Annotated in this window: 18 protein-coding genes and 1 pseudogene; 8 read left to right on the forward strand and 11 right to left on the reverse strand. The window is 47.4% G+C overall.

What is annotated here, in order from left to right; translation table 11 throughout:
* Positions 1–72: 72 nt before the first annotated feature.
* Positions 73–1,848, forward strand: coding sequence for a S8 family peptidase (locus tag ACH97_RS10485; protein ID WP_057957835.1), 1,776 nt, complete (start codon positions 73–75; stop codon positions 1,846–1,848).
* 128 nt (positions 1,849–1,976) lie between these two features.
* Here the strand turns inward: ACH97_RS10485 and lepB are convergent, their stop codons facing one another.
* Both lepB and ACH97_RS10495 read right to left on the reverse strand, forming a co-directional pair.
* On the reverse strand, positions 1,977–2,495 hold the full coding sequence (lepB, locus tag ACH97_RS10490; RefSeq protein WP_020450832.1) for a signal peptidase I: 519 nt from the start codon (positions 2,493–2,495) through the stop codon (positions 1,977–1,979).
* 12 nt (positions 2,496–2,507) lie between these two features.
* Positions 2,508–3,119, reverse strand: a complete 612-nt coding sequence (locus tag ACH97_RS10495; protein WP_020450831.1) for a TVP38/TMEM64 family protein — start codon at positions 3,117–3,119, stop codon at positions 2,508–2,510.
* Positions 3,120–3,326: 207 nt separating this feature from the next.
* On the opposite strand from ACH97_RS10495, the gene ACH97_RS10500 reads away from it, so the two are divergent.
* On the forward strand, positions 3,327–3,692 hold the full coding sequence (locus ACH97_RS10500) for a YhjD family protein (RefSeq protein WP_020450830.1): 366 nt from the start codon (positions 3,327–3,329) through the stop codon (positions 3,690–3,692).
* On the opposite strand, the gene ACH97_RS10505 is transcribed toward ACH97_RS10500, so the two are convergent.
* Positions 3,686–4,264, reverse strand: coding sequence for a competence protein ComK (locus ACH97_RS10505; RefSeq protein ID WP_020450829.1), 579 nt, complete (start codon positions 4,262–4,264; stop codon positions 3,686–3,688). The two genes, ACH97_RS10500 and ACH97_RS10505, sit on opposite strands and share 7 nt — an antisense overlap.
* A 272-nt stretch (positions 4,265–4,536) precedes the next feature.
* Here ACH97_RS10505 and ACH97_RS10510 point away from each other — a divergent pair, with 272 nt between their 5' ends.
* Positions 4,537–4,770: an IDEAL domain-containing protein gene (locus tag ACH97_RS10510; RefSeq protein WP_020450828.1), complete on the forward strand. Its 234-nt coding sequence runs from the start codon at positions 4,537–4,539 to the stop codon at positions 4,768–4,770.
* A gap of 68 nt (positions 4,771–4,838) precedes the next feature.
* Here the strand turns inward: ACH97_RS10510 and ACH97_RS10515 are convergent, their stop codons facing one another.
* Positions 4,839–5,696: an SDR family oxidoreductase gene (locus tag ACH97_RS10515; RefSeq protein ID WP_020450827.1), complete on the reverse strand. Its 858-nt coding sequence runs from the start codon at positions 5,694–5,696 to the stop codon at positions 4,839–4,841.
* Between the two features lie 120 nt (positions 5,697–5,816).
* On the opposite strand from ACH97_RS10515, the gene ACH97_RS10520 reads away from it, so the two are divergent.
* From ACH97_RS10520 to ACH97_RS10530, 4 genes and pseudogenes are all read left to right on the forward strand, one after another.
* Positions 5,817–7,367, forward strand: coding sequence for an FAD-dependent oxidoreductase (locus tag ACH97_RS10520; protein WP_043054265.1), 1,551 nt, complete (start codon positions 5,817–5,819; stop codon positions 7,365–7,367).
* Between the two features lie 106 nt (positions 7,368–7,473).
* Positions 7,474–8,007, forward strand: a pseudogene (locus tag ACH97_RS24450) (protoglobin family protein); the annotation flags it as partial.
* 264 nt (positions 8,008–8,271) lie between these two features.
* On the forward strand, positions 8,272–8,766 hold the full coding sequence (locus ACH97_RS24455) for a methyl-accepting chemotaxis protein (RefSeq protein ID WP_237562672.1): 495 nt from the start codon (positions 8,272–8,274) through the stop codon (positions 8,764–8,766).
* Positions 8,767–9,057: 291 nt separating this feature from the next.
* On the forward strand, positions 9,058–9,630 hold the full coding sequence (locus ACH97_RS10530) for a histidine phosphatase family protein (RefSeq protein WP_020450824.1): 573 nt from the start codon (positions 9,058–9,060) through the stop codon (positions 9,628–9,630).
* 30 nt (positions 9,631–9,660) lie between these two features.
* Here ACH97_RS10530 and ACH97_RS10535 read toward each other — a convergent pair whose 3' ends face one another.
* From ACH97_RS10535 to ACH97_RS10550, 4 genes are all read right to left on the reverse strand, one after another.
* Entirely contained in the window at positions 9,661–10,683 is a 1,023-nt protein-coding gene (locus ACH97_RS10535) for a FecCD family ABC transporter permease (RefSeq protein ID WP_025811748.1), read from the reverse strand.
* Positions 10,683–11,681, reverse strand: coding sequence for a FecCD family ABC transporter permease (locus ACH97_RS10540; protein ID WP_020450822.1), 999 nt, complete (start codon positions 11,679–11,681; stop codon positions 10,683–10,685). The genes ACH97_RS10535 and ACH97_RS10540 overlap by 1 nt, the downstream gene beginning before the upstream one ends.
* 344 nt (positions 11,682–12,025) lie before the next feature.
* Entirely contained in the window at positions 12,026–13,003 is a 978-nt protein-coding gene (locus ACH97_RS10545) for an ABC transporter substrate-binding protein (protein WP_020450821.1), read from the reverse strand.
* A 109-nt stretch (positions 13,004–13,112) separates the two neighbouring features.
* Complete coding sequence (locus ACH97_RS10550) at positions 13,113–14,042, reverse strand: DMT family transporter (RefSeq protein WP_020450820.1); 930 nt, start codon at positions 14,040–14,042, stop codon at positions 13,113–13,115.
* Between the two features lie 384 nt (positions 14,043–14,426).
* Here ACH97_RS10550 and ACH97_RS10555 point away from each other — a divergent pair, with 384 nt between their 5' ends.
* Entirely contained in the window at positions 14,427–15,563 is a 1,137-nt protein-coding gene (locus ACH97_RS10555) for a S8 family peptidase (protein ID WP_025811752.1), read from the forward strand.
* Positions 15,564–15,620: 57 nt separating this feature from the next.
* Here ACH97_RS10555 and ACH97_RS10560 read toward each other — a convergent pair whose 3' ends face one another.
* The 3 genes from ACH97_RS10560 to ACH97_RS10570 form a co-directional block, all read right to left on the reverse strand.
* Entirely contained in the window at positions 15,621–16,877 is a 1,257-nt protein-coding gene (locus ACH97_RS10560) for a M48 family metallopeptidase (RefSeq protein ID WP_020450818.1), read from the reverse strand.
* A gap of 71 nt (positions 16,878–16,948) precedes the next feature.
* Positions 16,949–17,260, reverse strand: a complete 312-nt coding sequence (locus ACH97_RS10565) for an AzlD domain-containing protein (protein WP_048350512.1) — start codon at positions 17,258–17,260, stop codon at positions 16,949–16,951.
* Positions 17,253–17,969 (reverse strand): AzlC family ABC transporter permease, encoded by a 717-nt coding sequence (locus tag ACH97_RS10570; RefSeq protein ID WP_003180314.1) that lies wholly within the window; start codon positions 17,967–17,969, stop codon positions 17,253–17,255. Before ACH97_RS10570 ends, ACH97_RS10565 begins: the two co-directional genes overlap by 8 nt.
* Between the last annotated feature and the right edge of the window lie 9 nt (positions 17,970–17,978).

Genomic DNA, 17,978 nt, shown 5'->3' on the forward strand with positions numbered 1-17,978 from the left:
TTCTTTCTCTTTGAAAATTCAAAAATTCTCCGATATATATAGCGAATGCCGCTAAATAAGGAGGAGAGCCGGATGAGAAAGTTATGGAAAATCGCGGTGTCCGCTGCAATGTTCGTCGGTTTTTCCGCAAATTCACCCCGCATTCAAGCGGAAAGCAATAAGCAGGAAAACGAAGTCATTGTCGTATATAAAAATGCCAGCGGAAAAGAAAACGTCATCGAACAAGCAGACACGGTAGAACACGTTTACCGGCACATTCCCGCAGCTGCTGTTACTGCGGACGACAAAACAGTGCGGGAACTTGAACAAGATCCCGACGTCCTGTATGTCGAAGACAACCTCCCGGTAGCTGCTGCCGACAGCACCGTTCTAAAAGCTGTCTCCAGCAGCACAGCGCAAACCGCCTCCGCGTTTTCACAGTGGAACATCAAGCCGATTCAAGCCGCACTGGCTTGGAATAAAGGTTTGACAGGGAAACAGGTGAAAATTGCGGTTATTGACAGCGGGATTTCCCCCCATGAAGAGCTGTCAATCGCAGGCGGTGCATCGATGGTCGGCTATACCGCTTCATACCGTGATGATAACGGCCACGGAACACATGTTGCCGGAATCATCGGAGCGAAGCATAACGGACGGGGGATCGACGGTCTCGCGCCCGGCGCGCAGCTGTATGCCGTAAAAGCGCTGGACCGGAATGGTTCGGGGGATCTGAAAGGCATCTTACAAGGCATCGATTGGTCGATCCAGCACGGAATCGATATCATCAATATGAGCCTCGTCGTTTCAGGCGACAGTCAAGTTCTCCACGATGCAGTAGATAGAGCATACAAACGGGGAATGATTTTAGTCGGTGCAAGCGGAAATGCCGGAAACGGAAAATCCGTTTATTACCCGGCCGCCTACAGCAGCGTCATTGCCGTCTCGGCCACCAACGAAAAAAATCAGATCGCCTCATTTTCCAACACCGGCAGCGCCGTCGAGTTTGCCGCTCCCGGCACATCGATTATCAGTACATCTTCCGACCGCGGCTATGCAATCGGAAGCGGCACTTCACAGGCAACGCCGCACGTCACCGGAATGTTTGCTCTTTTGAAACAGCTGTACCCAACCGCTTCAAATCCTGAGCTGCGCAAGAAAATGCAGATTTATACAAGCGACTTGGGCGCTCCCGGCCGTGATCATTTGTTCGGCTATGGATTAATCCGCTTCAAAGAGATCACACAGCCGTTGGAGAAAGCGCAAAAAGCAGTCGGACAAGCGGAAAAGACAAAGAAAAAAGCGGACATTCAAACCGCGCAAAAAGCGATCGAACCGCTGCCTGCAAACGCCGATAAAACCGCTTTGAAAAAGAGGCTCGATGCTGTTAAAGAGCAGCTTAAAAAGACAGCCGAAAGCAAAGTAAAACTCGCAGAGAAGCAAAAAAAGAAAACCAATGCCGACGCAGCCCAAAAAGCGGTCAATGAACTCGACAGCGGTACTTTCAAAACGAATTTGCAAAAACGGATCAATGCGGTCCGCTCAAGCCTCTTGAACACCGCAAAGCAGGCCGTTGCAAAAGCTGAAAAAGCGGCCACAGACTCAAACCTCGACAAAGCGCAAAAAGCGATTAATGAGCTGCCTGCCGGAAAAGACAAATCAAATCTGCAAAAAAAGCTGAACACCGCGAAAAAGCAAGCCGCGTCAGCCTATAACAAAAAAGTGGCAGCGGCGAAAGCCAAAGTTAAAACGGCCGAACAAAAGAGAACGAAAAAAACAAAATCGGCAGCGCAATCAGCGGTCAGCAAGCTGAAAGCATCCGCCGAAAAAACGAAGCTGCAAAAACGAATCAATGCGATCAAACTGAAATAGCAAGAAAAGCCCGGAATCCCGGGCTTTTCTTGCGAATACGTCTTTTTTGATGCTGTTCTGCTCGGACACGACAATTGCGACATCGTATTCCTTTCGGCCGGGCGCTTGCTTTCCGCCGCATTCTCCAATCACTTTTTATCAATTCTTTCCGTCACAATCCCGACGATGTCCCGGTCTGAAACAAAGCCGAAATGGCGGCTGTCAAAGCTGTGGATCCGGTTGTCCCCGAGGACGAAGTACTCATTTTCAGGCACCTTTTCCTCTCCGGTCACTTCCTTCAGCGTAAAATCCCCTGTCAAGTCCCCTCCGGCAGTGACGGCCTTTAAATCGTCCAGATAAGGCTCTTTGATCTTTTCTTCGTTGATATACAGCTGATCATCTTCATACCGGAGGGTTTCGCCCGGAAGCCCGATCACCCTTTTAATGAATATATCTTTGTCAGGTCCTTTAAACAGCACGATGTCAAATCGGCTGATTGTTTTAAAGTGGTGGGCGAACCTGTTGATCAAAAGTTCGTTGCCCTCCTGAAAGGTCGGATTCATGCTGACGCCTTCTACTTTATATTCAATGAAAACGGCATTTTTGACCTGAATTCCGACGACGATGACAAGCAGCACCCCGGCTATGACCAAAAAACGCTTTTTCAATTCTGTGTCCCCCTAGTCTTTCTCTCTCTGGCTGAATCTCACGTTCAGACGATGTTCAACCCGTTTTCCGGCGTACCATAAGATCAGCATGACGATGATCACGGCAGCTGTCCGCAAAGGCTGGGTAAAAAGCGCCTTCAGATCATGGCCGACAAAGCTCACCATAAAAATCATCACGAACTTGCCGCAAAGCACCGCCAGTGAAAAAGGCAGCAGGCTGACTCTCGAAAGTCCTGCCACAACATTTACCGCTGCCGAAGGCGTGAATGGAAAGCAAAGCAGGAGAAACAGCGGACCGAAGCCCCGTTTTTCCACCCAGATCATCAGTTTTTTTACGGATGGATGCCTGCGGATAAAACCGAGTGCTCTTTGCTGGCCGAAATGGCGGATAAAAAGAAAAACTGCTATAGAGCCTAAAGATGCCCCGATCCACGTCAACAAGAACCCCTGCCATAAACCGAACGAATTTACATTGGCGACAACAAACACGAGCAGGGGTAAAAACGGGAGCAGCGCTTCAATAAACGGCAGCAGAACGGCTACAAAAGGACCAAAAGCTCTGTAGCTCTGAAAAAACTCTGTTAAATTCTCTTCTGTAAAATAGCTGAATAATTGCTCCAACATTGATTCTCCTCAGGGCGGTTGTCTACTTCTATTCTACACTTTAAATCAAAAACTTTAAATCATCCGTCTCGGTGTTTTCTGTATTAGTCTGAAACAACTTGATCATTTTAGTCATTTTTTCCCGTTCTTGATTAAAAGGCCGTCTTTCGTGTAAAATAAAAACAGAACAAACGTTCCTTATCAACAAAAGAAATGAGGAGAAAAGCCATGACAAGAATTCCCGCTGAAGCCAGGGATATGATTGAAAAGGCGATTTACCTCCCGATGACCGTCAGCATATTAAACCGGGACATGAAAATCATCCAGCAGGGGCCATTCAAGCTGAAAGACCCCTATCAGCGTCTGATCGAACAGGCGTTAAAGCTTGCCCAGCGCGATCTGTACGACGTGAAAAATGAACTGCGCCGGCGGAAAATCAAGGTGCACGAAGTGTCACGGGACGAAGCCTTTACGATGTACTCCTTTATATATGAAGGATACGAAGAAGAGCATAACTATTTTAATCCCCGCATCCGCAATCAGGTATCCGCGCTTCTTGAGCACTATTTATTCAAAGCCGCTCCCGATCAATAGCGCTTTTTCAGCTCCCTGAGGATGAATTCGTATATCAGCTGATTCCTGTCTTCCTTCGGATAGAGCATAAATTCCTGTTTCTTCTGCATGGCGTTTCCTTCAATCCGGTCGATAAATTTTGTTCTCAGCCATGCCGTTCGGTAAACCTGGTTTTCAAAAGATGTGATGGATACGGGCAGCTCCAGCGTTTCCCCGTTGACAAACGTGACAAACGTGTTGTCATACTTTGCCGCGCAAAACTCGTGAACATGCGCATGGGAAAGCCACCCGCACTGAGGACGAGTTGAGGAAAATGTGGGAAAAAGAAAAATATTGTTTGAGTGATCCACCATGATCGGCGGTTTATGGGAAACTTTAATGACCTCATATGTGCCCGCTTTTCTCCCCGCATAGCTCGACCCGAAATAGCGACAGCTTCTTTCGATGATCTGAAACGGCTTCATATTGACGAGGAAAGTCCTGTCGGTCTCGAGTATTTTTGAGGCGGGTTTCTCCCCCTCTCCCAGAGGCAGGACAGCCATTGTCGAACTGTTTACTTCATACGTATCTTTTGTCATATCCTCTGTGCTCATCTTGATCCTCCTAATCGTTAGTAAATTTATACTATTAATCTAACATTATCCTTTACAAAACGACAGGATTTTTTCCAATTAATTTGAAAATATGTTTTTAAAATGCAATTTTTATATTTTGTTCGATTAAATCCGTGTTTCTTTGTCCAAATATACAAACTTTTATTCTCATAAACACGCTCCTTCGAATAATTATCTAAAAATTATAAATACTTATTGATTTTTTGTTGCGTAATCCATATACTATAAAAAAGGCATCAGGGGGAATCTTTATGAAAGAGAAAAAGTCGTACGCTGAGCTCATGAAGTCCCGCAATACCCAAAAGGTGAAAGAACTTGATGTAACCATCACGGATATCTACATTCAAATGGTCCTTGATGAATCGCTTTTTAAACGGCGTTTGCACACGCTGAACAAGAAGATTAATGAAGCATTAGACAAAGGAGATAAGCAATCTTTCCTTGAGCTTTCAAGAGAATATACAGCGCTGAAAAAGCACGCATAACGGCCAATCCCTCCCGGATTGGCTTTTTTACGCGGAAAAAGCCGGCTTATGAAATAGTCCCGGCCTTTTTATCCGTTAATAATCGTTCCGCCGTTGACATGGAGCACTTGGCCCGTCATGTAGGAAGAATCGTCGCTGGCTAGAAACAAATAGCTCGGCGCCACTTCAGCAGGCTGTCCGGGCCGTTCCATCGGCGTTGTTGAACCGAATATTTCGACCTCTCTCTCCGTAAACGTCGACGGGATCAGCGGCGTCCAAATCGGACCCGGTGCCACCCCGTTCACACGGATGCCCTGATCGACGAGCGACAAAGCGAGCGAACGCGTAAATGATGTAATCGCTCCTTTCGTCGAAGAATAATCGATCAGCCTTTCATTGCCGGCATAAGCCGTAATCGAAGTGGTATTGATGATTGAGCTGCCTTTTTTCAAATGCGGCAGCACAGCTTTTGTCAAATAAAACATTGAAAAAATATTCGTCTGAAACGTTCGGATCAGCTGATGGCTTGTAATTTTTTCGATTCCCTTTTGCGGATGCTGTTCAGCCGCATTATTGACGAGTATATCGATCGTTGGGAATGCTTCCTTTGCCTGGCGCACAATATCGTTGCAAAAAGCCTCGTCTCCGATGTCTCCTGCGATCAGCTTGCATCCGACCCCTTCTTTTTCCACATACCCCTTTGTTTCTTCTGCATCGCGGTGTTCATTTAAGTAGACAATGACAATGTTCGCGCCTTCCTTCGCAAACAAAACGGATACGGCACGGCCGATTCCGCTGTCTCCTCCCGTAATAATCGCGGTTTTCCCGGCCAGTTTCCGCTCTCGTTTCGGCCGGTCAAAAACGGGCCGGGGATCCATCAAATACTCCAATCCCGGACGCTGTGTTTGGTGCTGGGGAGGCAGTACTTTCTTCGGCTGCTTGCTCAAAACGATTCCCTCCTTCACATCGATTCAACCTTACTATTTTATGAAAACGCCCCTTTTTTATGACAAGCCGTTTCACATGCATGAATATTTCTCAATTGGGAAAATTTAAGAACAAAACAGATGGATGATGGAGGGAACTTTGTGAGCAATCAAGAACAAAAACTGCCGGACTCGCCTGAATCGTATTGGAGAAACAGTACAGATCTTCCTAAGTTCGAAGAACTGTCTGAAGATGTCAAAACAGATGTCGCCGTCATCGGCGGCGGCATGACCGGACTGACGACTGCTTATTTACTGACGAAAAAAGGCTACAGCGTCATCTTGATCGAATCCGGGCGGATACTCGACGGAACAACCGGCTATACGACAGCCAAAATCACCGCACAGCATGATCTGATCTATGATGAGCTGATCGGGCACATCGGAATGCCAAATGCGAGACTGTATTATGAAGCAAACCTCAAGGCGCTGTCCTTTATCAAAAACCTCGTGCTTGAGCAAAAGATTCCGTGCGATTTTGAAGAACAGGACGCATGCATTTACACAACTGAAGAACAATCGGTACAAAAAATCAGAAAGGAATATGAGGCATATCAAAAGCTCGGGATTGACAGGGAATTCATCAAAGATCTCCCCGTTCCAATCGATATGAAAGCAGGACTTGTTATGAAAAACCAGGCCCAGTTTCATCCGCTCCACTATTTGAAACACCTTGCAGAGGCCGTCCTGGAAGCCGGCGGAAAAATTTACGAAAACACGGCGGCTAAAGAAATCAAAGAAGGCGACCGGCCAAAAGTGCTGACAAGAAACGGGCATCAAATCTTCAGCGATTATGTCGCGTGCTGCACGCACTTTCCGTTTCATGATAAAAAAGGCTTCTATTTTGCAAGGCTTGAGCCGAGCCGGTCATACGTGCTCGCCGTCAAGCCGAAAACGCCGTATCCAGGCGGCATGTATTTAAGTATAGATCAGCCTTCACGCTCGCTCCGTTCGGTGACGATTGACGGAGAAGAAATGGTTCTTGTCGGCGGTGAAAGCCACAAAACCGGCCAGGGAGAGGATACAATCAAGCATTATCAGGCGCTTGAATCATTTGCAGAAGGCGTGTTCGGCATTGAATCGATCCCTTACCGCTGGTCAGCGCAAGATTTAATCACGCTTGACAAAATTCCGTATATCGGGCCGATCTATCCGAAAGAAAAGCGCATTCTCGTCGCCACCGGCTTTCGGAAATGGGGCATGACAACAAGCACCCTCGCCGCGCAGTTGATGACAGACCATATCGCAGGCGAAGACAATCCTTATCAAGCCGTCTTTCAACCGGCCCGTTTCCACCCGGATCCAAGCATCAAAAAAGTCATTTCCTATAACGCGGATGTTGCAAAACACTTTGCCGAAGGAAAACTCGAACAGCCGATCAGGAAGCCGGAAGACCTTGTCAACGGAGAAGGTGCGGTCGTATCACATGCCGGGAAACGTGCGGGTGCTTATCGCGATGAAAAAGGCGAGCTTCATCTGGTTGACACAACATGCACCCATATGGGCTGCGAAGTCGAGTGGAACGACGGAGAAAAGACGTGGGACTGTCCGTGCCACGGCTCAAGGTTTTCGGTCGACGGCGATGTCATCGAGGGTCCTGCCGTAGAACCTTTGAAAGATCCGGAAAGCTGAGGTGTACAAGTTAAAAAGTAATGAAAAATTGCCGATAAAAAGATAAATGCTGGAAATTTCATAAAAACGGCAGTTTTATCATTAACGATTACAGGGGGATACGATCGTGTTATTCAAAAAGGATAGAAAGACAGAACGATCATTCTTTGCTGAAGAAGGTCCTGACCAAACAAAAAGAATCAGGCTCAATCAGCACGCAGAATTTAAAAAACAGCTGGCAATGGTCGATTTGACGGATGAGGATCTTTGGGTGCTGAGCAGGCTGAAGCCTTTAGTCACTGAACATATCGAAACCATCGTCACCCGGTTTTACCAAAACCTTGAGCATGAAAACTCTTTGATGGAGATCATCCATGACCACAGCTCAGTTGACCGTCTCAAAAAGACATTGACGATCCACATCCAGGAAATGTTTTCAGGTGTCATCGACGAAGCCTTTTTAGAAAAAAGGATCCGGATCGCCCACGTTCATCTTCGGATTGGGCTCTTGCCAAAGTGGTATCTGGGGGCATTTCAAGATCTCCTTCTTTCCATGCTGTCAATCTTTGAAAACGCATTATCCGATGAGGAATACAGGCGGTCAGTCAAAGCCGTCACCAAAATTCTCAACATCGAACAGCAGATCGTCCTCGAGGCCTTTGAAGACGAGCATGCAAGGCTCCGCAGACTTGATGAAGAGAGCAAAAATGACCTTCACCGGCAAATCAAAGATACTTCCGGTTCTTTGGCCGCTTTATTTGCCGAAACAACGGGCGCTGTACAGGAATTGGTCGACAAATCGTCCGAAATCGCCGAAACGTCAAGAGCCGGAACGAAGACAGCTGTTTCTGTCGAACAAAAATCGATCGGCGGAAAAAAGGAGCTTGAGGAGCAGGAACACCAGCTGAATCAAATGGGAAGCAGCATGACGCAAATCGAGCAGGAAATTAAAAAGCTGGAAGAAATCGCGCTGCAGATCGAAAAGATTTTCGGAATCGTAACAGGCATTGCCGAGCAGACGAATTTACTTTCGCTCAACGCCTCGATCGAATCTGCAAGAGCGGGGGAGCACGGCAAAGGGTTCGCAGTCGTCGCAAACGAAGTCAGAAAGCTGTCCGATGATACGAAAAAAACCGTCTCCACCGTATCTGAGCTCGTCAATAACACAAACGCGCAAATCTCGATCGTCACGAAGCATATTACAGATGTAAACCAGCTCGTGAACGAAAGCAAAGACAAGATGTCGGAGATCAATCATCTATTCGATGATATCGTCTCCAATATGAAAACGAGCAAAGAGCAAAGCGGCCGAATCGAAGGCGATCTGCAGGCATTTTTAAGCGGCCTTCAAGATGTGAATGCCGCCGTGTCACAAGTCGCGGTTTCAGTCGATTCTCTCGTAGAGCTGACAAAAAAATAAGCTGCTACCGTACACAGGTCAATTCATGACCTGTGTATTTTGCTTTTGAAACCTGATTCTATTACGTTATTTGAAAGTCTGCTATGCAAGTCAAAGATATATTCACAGCCATAATGGCAACGCTCAGTGATGTTTTCAATTCCGCAGAATCGGCGCTACGCTCCTGTTTGAAAAAATCGTGTAAATGTTGTTCTGTGCCAGTCATATTTCGTGGTTCTGTTTTTTAAATTTAGTATAATAGCCATATCACCGAAAAACGCGAAAGCCGACATCGAAAGGAGATTTTTCAGAATGACTGCGATTTGTTTGATCCGGCATGGCGAGACAGACTGGAATGCTTTAGGAAAACTGCAGGGAAGAACCGATATCCCTTTAAATGAAACCGGTCAAAAACAGGCAAAAGAAACCGGGGCGTTTTTGAAAGGGTCCGACTGGGACGTCATCATTACAAGCCCTTTAAGAAGAGCGAAAGAAACCGCTGAAATCATCAATCAATACCTGGGACTTGAAATCATTGAAATGGAAGATTTCATCGAAAGGAATTACGGAGATGCAGAAGGGATGCCATTCGAAGAAAGAACGAGGCTCTACCCCGATAAAGAATATCCGAATCAGGAATCAAAAGAAGCGCTTGCCGAACGGCTGATGGCCGGCGTTCAAAAGGTCAGCGAGCGGTATCCGGACAAAAAAGTGCTGATCGTCGCACACGGAGCCGCGATACACGCCCTTCTGTCAAAAATCTCAAACGGCGACATCAACCTGGAAAATACGAAGCTCGTCAATGCGTGCCTAAGCAACATCAAATTCCATGAAAATAAATGGCATGTGAAGGATTACAATCTTTCACACCATTTGTCAAATTAAAAAAAGACGGCAAGGTTGATGCCGTCTTTTTTATGCTCTCCCCCGCCTCGCTTCGCGGCGCAGTAAATAGATAAAATACGGACCGCCGATAATGGCTGCGATCAATCCAGCCGGTATTTCAAGCGGCGGCACAAGGCCTCTTCCGGCGGCATCGGCTATCAAAAGAACGATGCCGCCGACGAGAGCTGAAACGGGAATCAAGATCCTCGTTTCAGCCCCTGCCAGCTTTCTTGCGATATGGGGCGCCATCAGCCCGATAAAACCGATTGTTCCCACGGCGGTCACAGCCGCAGCTGTCAGCAGGACCGCACCGGCAAGCAGCAGAAATCGCGTTCTTTCGAGCCGGATGCCGAGGCCGACGGCAATCCCGTCCCCTGATTTGATGATATCGAGCGGTTTTGCCGCAAACCATATCGGAGGAATGACCAGACAGCACCATATGAAAAGAGACAGTACATCATCCCAGTCTCTCCCCCACAGACTTCCATTCAGCCAAATTAATGCGTTGTTGACATTCGGGCTCCCCCTTGAAATGAGTAGCTGAATACCCGAATGGCAAAAAGCATTGACCGCGATCCCGACAAGCGCCAGCCGCACAGGAGAAATCCCGTTTCGATAAGCCAATAAATAGACGAGAGCCGCAGCCAAAACGCTTCCTGAAAAGGCGGCGCCTGTCAGCAGAAGCGGACTTTGCTGTGAAAACAAGACCGTAACGATCACAGCGCCCAATCCCGCTCCTCCTGTAATGCCAAGCGTGTCAGGGGCGGCCAGCGGATTTTTCATCAGCGATTGTGCGACTACACCTGCGATTGAAAGCGCCCCTCCGGCAAGCACAGCGAGAAGGATGCGCGGCATTCGAAATTCCATCACCAAGAAGCGGACTCCTGCATCCCCTTGCCCTGCCAGTGATTTCATTACGTCCCACAGTCCGATGTTTTCATCGCCGATCGCCAAATTGAGTACAATGAGCATCAACAAACAGGCGCATAACGCAGAGAGGACAAGCGCCGATTGCCCGCGCCGTCTTTTCATTTTTCTTTCCGCATTGTTCATCATGCCGCCCCCTTTTTCCGTCTTCTCGCCAAATAGATGAAAAACGGCGTCCCGATCATTGCCGTGACAACTCCGACCGGCGTTTGGTACGGAAAATAGACAAAGCGGGACAGAATATCAGCAAACAGCAAAAGAACGGCTCCAAGCAATGCCGAATACGGAATCACGAACCGATAGTCAGCCCCCATCAGATACCGGATCATATGAGGAACCATCAAACCGATGAAACCAATCGGTCCGGCAGCGGACACCGATGCTCCTGCCAGCGCGACAACAGTGAAAGCGATGAACAATCTGCTGAGCCATACATTTTGTCCCAGCCCATGTGAAACATCATCTCCGAGACTCATAACGGAAGCCGCCCTCCCTAAGGCCAAAGCCGCCAACAAACCCGCAATGCTTACCGGAATCAACAAATGAAGCTTATCCCACGAGCTCCCCGCTAAAGAACCGGAAAGCCAAAACAATAGCGTTTCCGTCGACTCTTCATGAAAAATGAGCAGCATTTGCGTCATCGAAGCAATGATCGCCTGAATGACGACACCGATCAAGGCAAAGCTGATATCCCTGTCGTGTTCACTGAATACTGAGGCAACCGCGTACACGACCAGCGCGGCCGCGGCACCGCCGGCAAAAGCGGCTCCCATCGCTGTCTGGGGAGCGGCAAGCGCAGGAAACATCACCGTCAAACATACGACAGCAAGAGAGGCCCCTGCATTGATTCCGAAGATGCTCGGAGATGCCAGCGCATTTCTTGTCACCGCCTGCATCAGTGCGCCCGCGGCCCCTAGATTCGCGCCGATGAATGCGGCGGCCAAGGCGCGCGGAATTCGGATGGACTGAATAATCGCGTGCAATTTTGAACCGTCGTACATAAACACAGCTGCCCAAATGTCGGGCAGCGCAATCGTTGACGAACCGATTGAAACAGAAAGCGCAAAACCCACGAGCAAAAGAAAAACAAAAATGAGCGGTGCAAAACGTTTCATATATATCAAAACAGGTCACTCCTTTAGAAAAAAACAAGCGCATGCTTTTGTAAAAAGCATGCGTCAGATTGTTGACAAAATCCCAAAATGGCTCTTAGTTTTGGGATTTTGTCATCCTTTCAGCGTGACCCTCAACCCTTGCAGTCTAGGAAGGCCGAGCATCGGAGCTGACTTTCACAGGAGGTGATGACGGCGGCGTTCAGGCAGGACGTCTGGGCAGTTAGCCGCCGATCCTATCTCTATTCGTGAGCACCGACGCGCAGGCCTGACAACGAATGCGAGGGTTTGTCGACACGCTGGCGCATGCTTTTGTAAAAAGCATGCGTCATCCCATCCAGCAAGCCGGCAGGCTCTTAAGATTTCTTTTGATCCTCAGACAGAAGATGCTGACCGATTTCATCTATCAGCGCATCTGCTCCGTCAATACTGCGGCGGAGCGACCAGGCGAATCTGTCGGCTTCATAAACCTTGCCGTTTTTGACAGCGCTGAGCTTTTTCCAAAGAGGGTCTTTTTCAATGGGTCTTTTCCCGTCTTCATCGACTTTATCTTTTTCTCCCGTCATCAGGACAATGGTGTCGGGGTCTTTCTCAAGCAGCTGCTCAAGCGTCATTTTAATATTGACGGATTCACCGTTTTCGCCATCGCCTTTGCTGCTGTCTCTGACACCGTATGTATAGCCGATTTTCGTCAGAAGCTGAGACGTGAAAAAGTTTTCGTCGCGCACAGTGATTGCTTCATTTGTGTTTCCGAGCAGAAGAATGCTCTGTTTCCGGCTCCCGAATTTCTGTTTCAATTCATTCAGCTTTTGTTTATGTTCAGCCAACTTTTTCTCCATTGCGCTTTCTTTGCCGACGGCTTTCGCAATCGTAAGAGACGCGTCAAGCGTGTCCTGATAATCTGCATTCAAGTTTTTCAGCGCGATTGTCGGCGCAATTTTCGCCAGCTTATCATAGACACCGCTGTGCCTGCTCGAATCGGCAATTATTAAATCGGGCTTTAAAGAAGCAATTTTTTCAAAACTTGGCTGGGCGCGCGAACCGACTGAAGTATACCCTTTGATTTTTTCTCTGACATTCTCGTTAATAAACTTAGGTTTGCCGTCGTCCGCAATCCCGACAGGCTTAATGCCCGCATCAAGGAGCGCATCAATAAAACCCAATTCAAGAACCACAACTTTTTTCGGATTGTTCTTTACTTTCGTTTCTCCTAAGTCGTGCTTAACTGTCACGGAATCCTGACTGAAGGTTTTTGTACTTTCGCTTCCCCCCGAGCAGGCTGTCAACACTGATATCATCAATAGGAATAAAATAGCAAAATACTTGTGCTTCATATGTATCTCCTTTTCTGGTAGTAGACGAAATTATTATAGCAACACTTCATACCAATGACAACGATAATCATTATCATTATAAAAAAAGAAAGGAGCCTCCTTCTCCTTTCTACACCCGTTCATTCACGGAATCCCCCGCTTTGCTTTCTCTGCTGAGGGAAAGAATGATGACCGTGATGATCACCATTACCGTACCGGCACCTTGAAAGGCATTGAACGGCACACCCAGCCAGACCGCCGACGACAAAACAGCCGCTAGCGGTTCGGCGCAGCTCAGGCAGCTCGTTTCTTTTGCGGAAAGATAAGAAAGGCTGCCGATGTATAGGGCAAACGCCAAAGCTGTGCCGCACAATACAACAAACAGAATGGCTGCCGCCTCCCCTGCCCCAATGTGCGAAAGGTCAAACCGAAACGGCGGAAACAAAAAAGAAATTCCGGCCCCTCCGACGAGCATACCCCATCCCGTAACCGTCAAAGCACCGAACGATTGAATTAATCCTCCTGCAAAAACCGTATAGAAAGCAAGCGCTCCACCGGACAAAATGCCCCAAACGGCGGCCTCGGCCGGAATATACAAACTGTCCGGCCTTCCGCCTGTCAAAAGAAGAAACACGCCGAAAAGCGCCAATAAAGTAAGTACGGCATCTTTCCACTTAGGCGGAAGTTCTTTTTTAACATATAGGTAAAACAATACGAAAAAAGGCGCCAAGTATTGAAGAATTGCAGCAGCCGCGGCATTACCCTTTTCGATTGAAGCAAAAAACGTATATTGAACAGCAAGCATTCCAAAAATGGAAAATACTAAAATCGAACAAATATCTGTTTTTTTCTTCCATATCTTACACACATGTTGAAAACCGTTTTTCATTGAAACATATAACAAGAGAATGACTCCCGATGCCAGAAGCCTGACAGAGACAAGCGAGCCGGCTTCAACCGCTCCCCTTTCAAATATGTACTGTGCAGCGCTTCCCGATAATCCCCACAATGAAGCCCCTGCAAGCACCATCAATACACCTTTCACATGAGCTGATTTCATATCTTTCACCCGTTTCTGTATGCGATATATTGCATATTTTAATAGATGATCGACAAGGCCGCAACCTCCTTCGGCAAAAAATGATCTCATAAAATAAATGAATAGTATTTTCATAAAATGAATCAGATGGAGCAATCTCCTGTCATTCGCGGCCCTCGGGACCTCTTTCCCTGCCAGGCTGAAGCGGTCTATTCATACTTTCGAACTGAACATTTTTCTAAAACAGTTATTAATAACCAAAAAATTTTAAATTGGTCCTCCAAAAAAATAGGCCTACCATATAATTCATTTTTTTTCTATAATAAATTAACAGAATAATTGGAATAGATTATATTATCCTTCTATTTAAATTATTCTGAATAAAGAGGAGGAGAGTGAGTAATGATGAGGAAAAAGAGTTTTTGGCTTGGGATGCTGACGGCCTTCATGCTCGTGTTCACGATGGCATTCAGCGATTCCGCTTCTGCTGCTCAACCGGCGAAAAATGTTGAAAAGGATTATATTGTCGGATTTAAGTCAGGAGTGAAAACCGCATCTGTCAAAAAGGACATCATCAAAGAGAGCGGCGGAAAAGTGGACAAGCAGTTTAGAATCATCAACGCGGCAAAAGCGAAGCTAGACAAAGAAGCGCTTAAGGAAGTCAAAAATGATCCGGATGTCGCTTATGTGGAAGAGGATCATGTGGCCCATGCCTTGGCGCAAACCGTTCCTTACGGCATTCCTCTCATTAAAGCGGACAAAGTGCAGGCTCAAGGCTTTAAGGGAGCGAATGTAAAAGTAGCCGTCCTGGATACAGGAATCCAAGCTTCTCATCCGGACTTGAACGTAGTCGGCGGAGCAAGCTTTGTGGCTGGCGAAGCTTATAACACCGACGGCAACGGACACGGCACACATGTTGCCGGTACAGTAGCTGCGCTTGACAATACAACGGGTGTATTAGGCGTTGCGCCAAGCGTATCCTTGTACGCGGTTAAAGTACTGAATTCAAGCGGAAGCGGATCATACAGCGGCATTGTAAGCGGAATCGAGTGGGCGACAACAAACGGCATGGATGTTATCAATATGAGCCTTGGGGGAGCATCAGGCTCGACAGCGATGAAACAGGCAGTCGACAATGCATATGCAAAAGGGGTTGTCGTTGTAGCTGCAGCAGGGAACAGCGGATCTTCAGGAAACACGAATACAATTGGCTATCCTGCGAAATACGATTCTGTCATCGCTGTTGGTGCGGTAGACTCTAACAGCAACAGAGCTTCATTTTCCAGTGTGGGAGCAGAGCTTGAAGTCATGGCTCCTGGCGCAGGCGTATACAGCACTTACCCAACGAACACTTATGCAACATTGAACGGAACGTCAATGGCTTCTCCTCATGTAGCGGGAGCAGCAGCTTTGATCTTGTCAAAACATCCGAACCTTTCAGCTTCACAAGTCCGCAACCGTCTCTCCAGCACGGCGACTTATTTGGGAAGCTCCTTCTACTATGGGAAAGGTCTGATCAATGTCGAAGCTGCCGCTCAATAACATATTCTAACAAATAGCATATAGAAAAAGCTAGTGTTTTTAGCACTAGCTTTTTCTTCATTCTGATGAGGGTTGTTCAATATTTTGAATCCGTTCCATGATCGTCGGATGGCCGTATTTAAAAATCTTGACGAGAAACGGCGGGTTTGCCTCGCTCAGCCCGGCTTTTGAGAGCTCTTGAAACGTCGAAACCGCTGCATCGCTGTTTTGCGTCAGTTCAATCGCATACTGGTCAGCAGCTTTTTCCTGATGCCTCGAAACTGCGTTCGTAAATGGAGACGACGCGAAAGAGATAACCCCCATCAGCATCAGAAGAAGCGGAAGTGCGGCTAGATCGGATTTTCCCGCAATATGAAGGCTTCTTCCATAGCGGCCGATGATCCGCTTGTACAGCTTGTCGATCACATAAAAGACAGCAAGGGATAAAAGCAGATACCCGCCGAGTCCTATGTAAACATGCTTCATCACATAATGTCCCATTTCGTGCGCCATGATGAATAAAATTTCCGGCTCATCCAGCTTGTTCAGCGTGGTATCCCAGAGCACAATCCTTTTATTGGCGCCGATTCCTGTTACATAGGCATTTAACGCATTCGTTTTTTCAGACATGTTCACTTCATAGACGTGATTCGCAGGAATATCCGCCTGATCGGCCAGCTTCAGAATGCTTTGTTCAAGATCTTTATTTTTCAGCGGATAAAAGTCATTGTATAAAGGATCAATGACAACCGGCTGGAGAAAAAATAAAAACAGCGTAACCGGAACCGTCAGACACCAGGCATAAAACCACCAGCGTTTTTCATGCTTTTTGATCAAATAGTAAAAGACGATCACCGCCGCAGCCGTTATCGGAAAACTGATCCAGAAGTCGATCACCTGGTCTTTGATCCAGCTCGCGGTTGTCTGGGTTGATATGCCGTAGTCAAGCGAATATTGATAGCTGATCCAGTCAAGCGGCAAAGAAACGATCGTGACGATCAGAAACAAAGCAAAAACATATGCCGTGATTTGAATGCTTCTCCTCTTCGAGGTCTGCTCCGCCCAATTTTTCATTTTCCTGGATAAACCGGCAATCAACAATATAAAAAATAAAAACCATTCAAACGGAATCCGGATAAAAAACATAAAGTCCTTTATTTTCGAGTACTCTTCCGTCAGCATGAGTTCTCTTTCGTTCATAAATGCCGCCGGGTCTGCGCTTGTCCCTTTCAGCGCCTCAGGAACGGAGGGTTCACCGGCCATAAAGAGATACCAATAGAAAAAAAGGCCGTACAGCACATACAGGAGACCGGCTCCCGCGATCCATTTCCGCATGGCGAATCACTTCCTCTCACATAGCAGTTACTTCTATTGTAAGCTTTTCATGCGAAAGTTAGAACCAAGCCTTACAATGAGAGCAAGAGGCCGGCGCCTGCGAGCGTCAAAATCGTCCCCATCACGACGACTATGACGCTTGCTCCAAAATAGGAAAATAAAAATGCGATAAGAGCGCCGGCAAGTCCGTAGAGCATACCGCTTTGCACGAAAAAAACTCCCGGAAAAATGAGAGCCCCTAAGACGGCGTACGGCACATTTTTCAGCACGCGCTCCAAAAATCCGGGAAGCTTCAGGCTTTCAAAAGCAATGAGCGGCACCATCCGCGGCACATATGTAACGGCAGCCATGCCGATAATCATCCAGATGATCGGGCTAAACATAGTTTCTCTTCCCCTCTGTTCTAAATTGGTACAGCCATTCAATCAGGACGGCGGATAAAAGCGTAGCGCAGACGATCGACCATCCTGCCGACAATATTCCGTTCATTTGGAAAACGGTATTGAATAACGCAGCCGCCCCCGCCAGCAGCAGGACTTTTCGCTGTTTTTTCAAAGGCGGCACCAACAATCCGATAAACATGGCATAAAGGGCGATGCTCATGCTTTCCTGGAGAACAGCCGGCATGGCGGCCCCTGCAAAATGCCCGGCCGCACTCCAAAAAACCCAGCTTACATATCCGATCGAACCGAGGCCGATCATATACCCGGTCGTTAGCTTTTCCTTTCTTAGAGCAGCGACGGCAAACGATTCATCTGTCACCGCGAAAAATGAGTAAAACGCTTTTTTCCAAGGCGAATCTTTTTCTACCAATTGATTCAAAGTCGCCGAAAATAAAAAATGTCTGATATTCACAATGAACGTCGTCATAACGATTTCGATGATTCCCGTCTGAACGGCGAGCATGCTTAAAGACATATACTGGGACGCTCCTCCGAAAACAAGGGCGCTCATCAAAAACGTTTCAAAAAGCGACAGCCCCGTTGTTTTCGCCAAAAGCCCGAATGTCAAAGCGACCGGAATGTAGCCGACGGCAAGGGAAACCCCTGAACGAAGCCCGTCTAGAAAGTTGAGTGAATCGTGCTTTTCCATCTTGACACC

Source organism: Bacillus paralicheniformis (assembly GCF_001042485.2).
Classification (GTDB): Bacteria; Bacillota; Bacilli; order Bacillales; family Bacillaceae; genus Bacillus; species Bacillus paralicheniformis.